The organism is Streptomyces boncukensis (genome assembly GCF_011045075.1).
Taxonomy (GTDB): Bacteria; Actinomycetota; Actinomycetes; order Streptomycetales; family Streptomycetaceae; genus Streptomyces; species Streptomyces boncukensis.
Window position 1 is genome coordinate 1 of sequence record NZ_JAAKZZ010000361.1, and the last position, 7,852, is coordinate 7,852.

7 protein-coding genes are annotated in these 7,852 nt (G+C 72.3%); 3 read left to right on the top strand and 4 right to left on the bottom strand.

From position 1 onward, the window contains the following. On the top strand, nt 1-801 hold an 801-nt coding region (locus tag G5C65_RS26565; RefSeq protein ID WP_241266073.1), incomplete at its 5' end, for a condensation domain-containing protein. Between the two features lie 21 nt (nt 802-822). On the opposite strand, the gene G5C65_RS26570 is transcribed toward G5C65_RS26565, so the two are convergent. The 4 genes from G5C65_RS26570 to G5C65_RS26585 all read right to left on the bottom strand — a co-directional run bounded on the left by G5C65_RS26570 (nt 823) and on the right by G5C65_RS26585 (nt 5,713). Then, complete coding sequence (locus G5C65_RS26570; RefSeq protein WP_165301473.1) at nt 823-2,658, bottom strand: ABC transporter ATP-binding protein; 1,836 nt, start codon at nt 2,656-2,658, stop codon at nt 823-825. After that, complete coding sequence (locus G5C65_RS26575) at nt 2,655-4,346, bottom strand: ABC transporter transmembrane domain-containing protein (protein WP_165301474.1); 1,692 nt, start codon at nt 4,344-4,346, stop codon at nt 2,655-2,657. Before G5C65_RS26575 ends, G5C65_RS26570 begins: the two co-directional genes overlap by 4 nt. Further along, the gene (locus G5C65_RS26580) at nt 4,333-4,941 is read right to left on the bottom strand and encodes a GNAT family N-acetyltransferase (protein ID WP_165301475.1); all 609 of its coding nucleotides are present in this window, start codon (nt 4,939-4,941) and stop codon (nt 4,333-4,335) included. Before G5C65_RS26580 ends, G5C65_RS26575 begins: the two co-directional genes overlap by 14 nt. Before the next feature lie 301 nt (nt 4,942-5,242). Further along, the gene (locus G5C65_RS26585) at nt 5,243-5,713 is read right to left on the bottom strand and encodes a MarR family winged helix-turn-helix transcriptional regulator (RefSeq protein ID WP_165301476.1); all 471 of its coding nucleotides are present in this window, start codon (nt 5,711-5,713) and stop codon (nt 5,243-5,245) included. A 124-nt stretch (nt 5,714-5,837) separates the two neighbouring features. Here G5C65_RS26585 and G5C65_RS26590 point away from each other — a divergent pair, with 124 nt between their 5' ends. Together G5C65_RS26590 and G5C65_RS26595 are read left to right on the top strand one after the other, a co-directional pair. Next, nucleotides 5,838-6,704, top strand: coding sequence for a DODA-type extradiol aromatic ring-opening family dioxygenase (locus tag G5C65_RS26590; protein ID WP_165301477.1), 867 nt, complete (start codon nt 5,838-5,840; stop codon nt 6,702-6,704). Between the two features lie 84 nt (nt 6,705-6,788). After that, nucleotides 6,789-7,724, top strand: a complete 936-nt coding sequence (locus G5C65_RS26595) for an NADP-dependent oxidoreductase (protein WP_165301478.1) — start codon at nt 6,789-6,791, stop codon at nt 7,722-7,724. The last annotated feature ends 128 nt before the right edge of the window (nt 7,725-7,852 follow it).

The window sequence follows — 7,852 nt, forward strand, 5'->3', positions numbered from 1 at the left end:
GTGTCCACGCGTCGGGGGGAGGAGTTGGGGGATGTTGTGGGGTTTTTTGTGAATACGGTGGCGTTGCGGAGTGATGTGGGGGGTGAGCCGTCGTTCGGTGAGTTGCTGGTGCGGGTGAGGGATGCGGATCTGCGGGCTTTGGACCGGGGTGATGTGCCGTTCAACCGGGTGGTGGAGGCGTTGAATCCGCCGCGGCATCCGAGTCGTAATCCGCTCTTCCAGGTCCTCCTCGCCCAGCAGCACCACACGGAACTGGTTCCCGACCTCGACGGCGGGGCCGACAGCACCCCCTTCCCCGTCGCCTCGGGTGAAGCCGCCTTCGACCTTGCGGTGGCCTTCGTGGAGCTGCCGGACGGCGGTGGGATGGTGCTGACGGTGGAGTTCGGTTCGGCGTTGTTGGACCGTTCGACGGTCGAGGGGCTGGTGGAGGGGATGGAGCGGTTGCTGGACGGTGCGGCGGCGGGGGAGGACCGGGTGGTCCGGGCGGTCACTCGGGTGCGGTCCGTGGCCGCGGAGCCGTCGGGTCCGGAGCCGGGGCCGGAGCCGGGGCCGGAGCCGGTGGAGACCGTGGCGGTGCTGCGGCGGTTGTTCTCCGAGGTGCTGGACCAGCCGGGCGTCCGGGACGAGGACAGCTTCTTCGATCTGGGCGGCCACTCCCTCACCGCCATGCGCCTCATCGCCCGGATCAGGGACCGGTTCGGGGTACGTATCCCTGTGCGCACCCTGATGAGGAAGCCGGAGCTCATGGCGCTGGCTGCCGAGGTCGAATCCCGGGCGGGGCACGGCGCCCGGCGTCGCTGACCGGGCACGTCGCTGCCCGGCTCACCGCCCGGTCCACCCGGTCCACCCGGCCCGCCCGGTCCGTCCGGCCGCGTCCCGGGGCGCCGTCCAGGTGGACCACAGCTCGGCGTAGAGGCCGCCGTCGCGCAGCAGCTGCTCGTGCGTGCCGAACGCGGCCACTCGGCCCTCGTCGAGAACCAGGATCCGGTCGGCGGCGCGGGCGTCGCTGAGCCGGTGCGCGATGACGATCCCCGTACGCCCCTTGAGGGCGGCGTCCACAGCGGTTCTCATGGCCGAGCGATCCCCGCCGTAGCTCTCGGCGGTGGGCTCGTCCAGAACGGCCAAGGGCGGGTCCGCGAGCACCAGCCGGGCCAGGGCCAGCTGTTGCCGCCGGGCGGGGGACAGCGCCTCGCCCCCCGGCCCGACCACCGTCTCCAGCCCCTCGGGCAGCTCCAGCGCCCAGTCCAACGCCCCCACCTGGGCCAGCGCAGCGGTCATCGCGGGCTCGTCGGCGTCGGGCCGGGCGATCGAGAGGTTGTCCCGCACCGACCCCGCGAAGACATGGCTCTCCTGGGTGACCAGCCCCGTGGCCCGCGGATGGAGCCGCCCGATCGGCACCCCGCCCACCGTCACGCTGCCGCGCCAGGGCGTGTGCACCCCCGTGACGAGGCCCACGACCGTGGACTTGCCCGCACCGCTGGGCCCCACGACTGCCACGCGCTCGCCCGGCTCCACGCGGAACGTCACATCCTGGACGGCGGGAGCGCCGTCCGCGTAACCGAACTCCAGTCCGCGCACCGTGAGTCCGCCGTCGCTCGGCAGCTCGCGGCCGGACCGCACCGCGTCCTCCGCGTCCTCCCCACGCTCCGCGTTCTCCCCGCGCTCCGCGTCCCCCGTACGCTCCGTGACGACGCCCGCCAGCCGGGCCAAGGCGGCCGAAGCGGACTGCACCTCGTCCAGGAGGTAGAGCAGCGTCCCGACCGGCTCGAAGACGCGCATCAGCAGCAGCACGGCCGTCGAGGCCGCGCCGAGCGACAGCGACCCCGATCTCACCAGCGCCGACCCCGTCACCAGCACCGCCAGCAGGCCCAGCAGTTCGGCCCCGTTGAGGTGGAGCGAGAACCGCACCCGGGTCACACAGGTGCGCAGCGCCGCCGCGCTCCACGCCTCGGACCGTTCCTTGATCACGGCCGTGTGCGCGTCCTCCAGGCACAGGGCACGCAGGGTGCGGGCGCCGGAGATCCCCGTCAGCAGGAACTGACTCAACCGCGCTTCGGCTGTGCGCTCGTGTGCGTACTGCGGTCCGGAACGGCGCAGATAGCCCCTGGTGGCCGCCACCCAGACCGGCAGCGGCAAAGCACCCGCGAGGGCCAGGCGCCAGTCCAGGGCCAGCAGGCCGCCGCACGTGACCAGCAGGGTCAGCAGCGCGGACAGGAAGGCCGGCAGCGCCCCCCGGGCCACGTCGGACGCGACGCCCACATCGCCGACCGTACGGCTGAGAACGGTGCCCCGCCCGAGGCGCTCCACGGTGGGCAGCGGCAGGGCCACCACTGCGGCGAGGGCTCGCTCGCGCAGCCTGCCCAGGGCGTTCTCGCAGACCCGCGCGGTGAGACCGGCGCCCACCGCGGCGAGGACGGCGCCGACCGCCGTCATGACGAGCGCCCCGAAGGCGGCCGGGCCGAGCAGGCCCCTGTCGCCCGAGCCGGTGACGATGTCCACGATCCGTCCGACCAGCAGGGGCACCACCAGCACCGAGGCCGAACTCAGCACCAGGCAGACCGCCGCCACCCAGGCGGCCCCGGCCTGGTCGCGGCCGCAGTCCCGCACCACCCGCCAGGTCTGCTTCACACCGGCGGTCGGAAGCTCCTCGGAACTCATGCGAACACTGCCGAGGCGTAGTGCGGGCGGTGTGACAGCTCGGCGTGCGTACCGGCGAAGGCCACTCTCCCGCCGTCGAGCACCACCACGTGGTCGCAGCCCGCCAGCACCGCCGGGCTGCTGGTGAGCAGGAGGGTGGTGCGCCCCGCACGGGCCCGGTGGATGCCCTGGGAGACCCGGTGCTCCGTCGCCGCGTCCGTGGCGCTGAGCGGATCGGCGAGCACCAGCACCGGCGCCTCGGTGGCCAGGGCACGGGCCAGCACCACACGTTGGCGCTGGCCGCCGGAGAGCGAGCGGCCGCGCTCCGTGATCTCGGTGTCGAGACCGTGCGGGAGGCCCCGCGTCACCTCGTCGACGGCGGCTGCCCGGATGTACGGGTCGGCACGGAGGCGGGCCGAGGGGCCGGACGCGCCGGACGCGATGTTGTCCATGACCGTGCCGGGGAACAGATCGGCGTCGTGCCGGCTCACGGTCAGACGTTCCCGTGCGGCGGTGACCGGCATCTCGCGCAGCTCCACGTCGTCCAGCAGCACGCTTCCCTCGTATGCGCCCTCCCGCGACAGCAGGGCGAGCAGGGCGTCGCTGTCGGCTTCCGTCCGTGACACGATCCCGACGTGGCTTCCGGCTGGAACACGCAGGTCGAGCCCCCGCAGCGATCCGGCCCGCACACCGCTCAGCCGTACCTCCCCGGCGCCCGGCCCCGGAGGCGCCAGGGGCCCGTCGGGCACCCCGGCGGGGGCGCGCAGCATCTCGTCGATCGCGGTACGCGACACGGAGGCACGGGCGATCAGCGTCCCCATGGAGGTCAGCCGCTCCAGCGCGGTGGCGATCACCTGCACCAGTCCCACGGCTCCCACGAGCCGACCCACGGTCATCGACCCGTCCAGCACGGCCGAACCGCCGAACCAGATCACGGCCACCATGAGCAGCCCGGACGCGGCCGAATTGACGGCCCGGTAGGCGCTCTCCCAGCGGATGGCCGCCACCCTGGTCCGCACGGCGCTCCGGCTCACCCGCCGGTAGCGTTCGACGCTCTCGGCCTCGGCGTCGAGGCCCTTGAGGGTGCGCAGGCCGGTGAGCACGTCCTCGGCCTGCGCCCCGATGTCCAGCAGACCGCCGCGCTCCGCGTCGATCCGGGCGGTCAGCCGGCGGGACAGCACCCGGGAGAGCAGCAGCGTCGTCCCGACCCCGGCGGCCAGCAGCGCGGCCAGTGCCGCGGACACCGCCAGCAGGGCCGCGAAGCCGATCACCATCGAGACCAGAGCGGGGACGACCGTGCCGGCGACGGTCGCCAGCCCCGCCCGCTGCTGGGTGTCCCTCAGGACCAGGGCGGTCAGCTCGCCGTCGCGGCGCGCGCGGCCCGCGAAGCCGTGCGGGGACAGGATGCGCCGAACCAGCGCGACCCGCAGGCGGTGGGCCCAGGCCAGCTCCGCGGCGTAGTTCAGCCTGCTGCCCAGCGCCCCGGCCACTGCCGTCAGGGCGAACACCGCCGCGAGGGCGGCGCACCACCGCAGGAGCACGGCCGGGCTCTCGCCGAGAGCGGTGTCGACCGCCGCGCCGACCAGCAGCGGCACCACCACGTATCCGGACTGGTGAACGCTCAGCAGCAGGCTGCTCAGCGCGACCGGGCCCGACTGCCCTCCGGCCGCCGTGCGCGGAAGGCGCGGACCGGCGTCACTCCGTGCCACGCTGCGCCTCCGTCCGCCCTTCATGCGGTACCGGGGCGGTCGCGCCCCGGTACCGCGACCGGGGGCACACATGCAGAGCCGCCTTCTTGTGTGGCAGTTGCACCGTCCTGACCAGGGACATTCCGGCCCGCTCCAGCACCGTGCGGCAGGCCAGGTTGCGTACGTCGGGCTCGGCGGCGACGCGCCCCGCTGCCGGCGAGCACCGGAACAACGTCTGCACGAGGTCGCCCACGAAGGCGGTGCCCAGCCCTCGCCCGGTCAGCGCGTGGTCGATGATCGCTATGTGGAAGCCCAGGTCGTGTCGGCCCCAGTGCTGGAAGGAGGCGATGTTGGAGTGCAGCGGCCGGTAGACCTCGATATAGGCGAACTGCCTGCCCTCGTACGTGATCAGGATCGGTCCGCCCCCGTCACCCCCGTTGTTGCCGTGCAGCCGGCGTAACTCCTCCGTCCAGCGCTCCGGCGGCCACGCCTGGTCCCAGGTCTCCTCCAGATACGTCTGGCCCATCCAGCGGGACAGCAGACGGCCCTCCTCGACAGTGCCGCTGAGCTGGCGGGCGGCCCAGGGCGCGGGCAGAGCCAGTCGGTTGGTGAGCACATCTCTCCTCTCTTGAAGGGGTGCGTGCTTCCCCAGCCTCCGCGTCGATCAGTCGATCAGCCCTGATCCAGGGGAAGGGCCTGCCAAGACGCTGCCGGACCGGGCGTATCACGGAGGCAGGCCGCCGTCCGTGCGGCGTCCTGCCCTGCGGAATTGTTGCACCGACCGCACCTTGGGAGAGGGCAAAGCGGCAACTCCGCGGTGGGGGAGTCGGCGGGGACAAGGGGCTGCGGCTCCAGGGCGATCCGCACCTGGCTGCGGAGCAGGAAGATCCCGCACACCACCCACGGGCCCCGGGTCCTCAGCAGTCGAGTTCCTGGCGCACGGTGGCGGCGATGCGGGTGAGCGCGGTGGTGAGGTGGCGGCGCTGGGCGGCGGTGAGCGGGTCGAAGACGAGCCGCTTGACCTGTGCGACGTGTTCGGGTGCGGTCTCGGCGAGTTTCTGCCGGCCGGTGTCGGTCAGGGTGGCCAGGGTGTAGCGGCCGTCTTCCGGGTCGGGGCGGCGGGCGACCCAGTCACGGGCTTCGAAGCGGTCCATCAGCTTCGACAGGCGGGGCTGGGTGCTGTCGCAGTCCCGGGCCAGGTCGCTGAGCCGCATGGTGTGATCGTCGGCCATGGAGAGCCGGGCCAGCACCCCGTACTCGAAGTTGGAGATGTTCGATGTGTGCTGCAGCTGGCGGTCGAGGGCTGCGGGCAGGGCGATGACGACGGTGAGGAGTGCCTGCCACAGGGCCTGCTGGTCGTCGTCGAGCCAGGGTGACTGGGTGCTCATGAACCCCATCATACTTGCCCAGGCAAGCCGCATCCCTTGCCTGGGCATGCATTGTCGGGTTAGCTTTTCACTTGCCCGAGCAAGTCATAGGGCTTGCCTGGGCAAGTGAAGGAGTCTGATTTCGATGACCCCCATGCACAACCTGGCCTCATCCACTCCGGCCGGGGCATACGACGACCTGTTGGCGCGAGCACTGCCGCAGGCGCGTGAGCAGCGGATGTGGGACCCGTCCTACGGTCCGCTGCCGGGCCTGTTCGTCAGTCACGGGGCACCGTTCACGCTCGACGATCCGCAGTGGCTCAGCGACCTGTTCAACTGGGCGCAGTCGATGCCCAAGCCCCGGGCGATCGTCGTCGTCTCAGCGCACTGGGAACAGGCGCCGGTCGCGATGTCCGGTGCCGCGGCCGGCACTCCGCTGTACTACGACTTCAGCGGCTTCCATCCCCGCTACAAGACCCTGCCCTACGCGACGCCGGACGCCACCGACCTGGCGCGGCGGCTCGGGGGCGTGCTGGGCCGGACACCGGTGCACGAGTTCACCGGCCGCGGTCTCGACCACGGCGCCTTCATCCCGCTGATGGCGATGTACCCGGCCGCGGACATCCCGGTCGTCCAGCTGTCGATGCCCAGCCTGGACCCCGACGCCCTGCTGACCCTGGGGGCGCGCCTGCGGGCTCTGCGCGAGGAGGGCATCCTCGTGCTCGGTTCGGGCTTCATGACGCACAGCTTCGCCGTATTCCGCCGGCCGGAACTCGCCGAAGCCACAACAGCCTTCGACACGTGGGCGGTTGAGGCTCTTGCACGGGGCGACGCGGACGCTCTTGCCGACTACCGCGCCCAAGCACCCGGCGCCGCCGTCGCCCATCCGACGGCCGAGCACTTCGTTCCGCTGCTGGTCACCGTCGGTACCGCCGACGACCCGGCCAGTGCCGTGAGCGCCATCGACCGCATGGTGATGGGCAACTCCACCCGGTCGGTGCAGCTGACCTGAGCACCTCGGGTGCTCCTCGTTCCCGCCGGATCGCCTCAGCTCCCTGGGCGACGGCATCCCCTACAGATCCTGGAGGAAAGTGCCATGAAGGCAGTGCGTTTCCACGAGTTCGGCAGCAGTGAGGTGCTGCGCTACGAGAACGTCGACCGTCCCGTTCCCGGCGCCGGGCAGGTGCTGGTGCGCATGGCGGCGACCTCGTTCAATCCGGTCGATGACCACATCCGCGCCGGTGCCCTGGCCGAGATGATCCCGATCGAGCTCCCCTACGTGCCGGGGATCGACCTGGCGGGCACCGTGGAGGAACTCGGCGCAGGCGTGACGGGCTTCCAGGCGGGTGATCAGGTGGTGGCGATGCTGCCGCTCGACTCCGCCGGCGGCGCCGCCGAGTACGTGGCCGTGCCCGCCGAATCCCTGGCCCCGGCTCCCCGCACGATCGCGCTGGCTGACGCAGCGGCCCTGCCGCTGACGGGCCTGGCCGCATGGCAGACGGCGTTCGAGCTCGCCGAGGTGAAGTCCGGCCAGTCCGTCCTGGTCAACGGAGCGGGAGGCGGGGTGGGCAGCCTGGTCGTGCAGCTCGCCGTCGACGCAGGGGCCAAGGTGACCGCAGTGGACGGGGAGCAGCATGGCGAGCGCTTGCGGGGCTATGGCGCCCACCAGGTGTTCGGACCGCTCGAACTTGCCGCGGGTCCGGCCGCTGTGGGCGGTCCGTTCGACGTCGTGGTCAACCACGTGCGGGTCTCCCCCGACGAGCTCGCACAGCTGACGTCGTACGTTGCCGACAGCGGTGTCGCCGTGAGCACCGCGGGGCCCGTCCCGGAGGATCCGGCCCGCGGCGTGCGCAGCGCGAACCTCTTCGTCCGCCCCGACGGCACGCAGCTGGCCGAGCTGGTGGGCAAGGTCGACGCCGGCACGGTCCGGATCCACGTCGCCGCCCACCGCCTGGTAGCCGACCTGGCCGCCGTGCACGCGGATGCCGGCGCCGGACGCCTGCCCGGCAAGACGGTCGTGCTCGCTCCCTGACCTAGTGCTTCGCCGCGGAAGTTCTGCTGGTGAGGTCGTGCTCGTTGGCAGGGCGTGATTCTTGGTCTTGAGGTGCAGAGGGTGCTGGAGGCCCGGGTACGGGCGCACACTGCCTCGCAGAGGGAGGT

Coding starts and splice junctions, on each gene's coding strand:
- G5C65_RS26570 (WP_165301473.1), bottom strand. CDS start 2,658: ATGAGTTCCGAGGAGCTTCCGACCGCCGGTGTGAAGCAGACCTGGCGG.
- G5C65_RS26585 (WP_165301476.1), bottom strand. CDS start 5,713: ATGAGCACCCAGTCACCCTGGCTCGACGACGACCAGCAGGCCCTGTGG.
- G5C65_RS26590 (WP_165301477.1), top strand. CDS start 5,838: ATGACCCCCATGCACAACCTGGCCTCATCCACTCCGGCCGGGGCATAC.
- G5C65_RS26595 (WP_165301478.1), top strand. CDS start 6,789: ATGAAGGCAGTGCGTTTCCACGAGTTCGGCAGCAGTGAGGTGCTGCGC.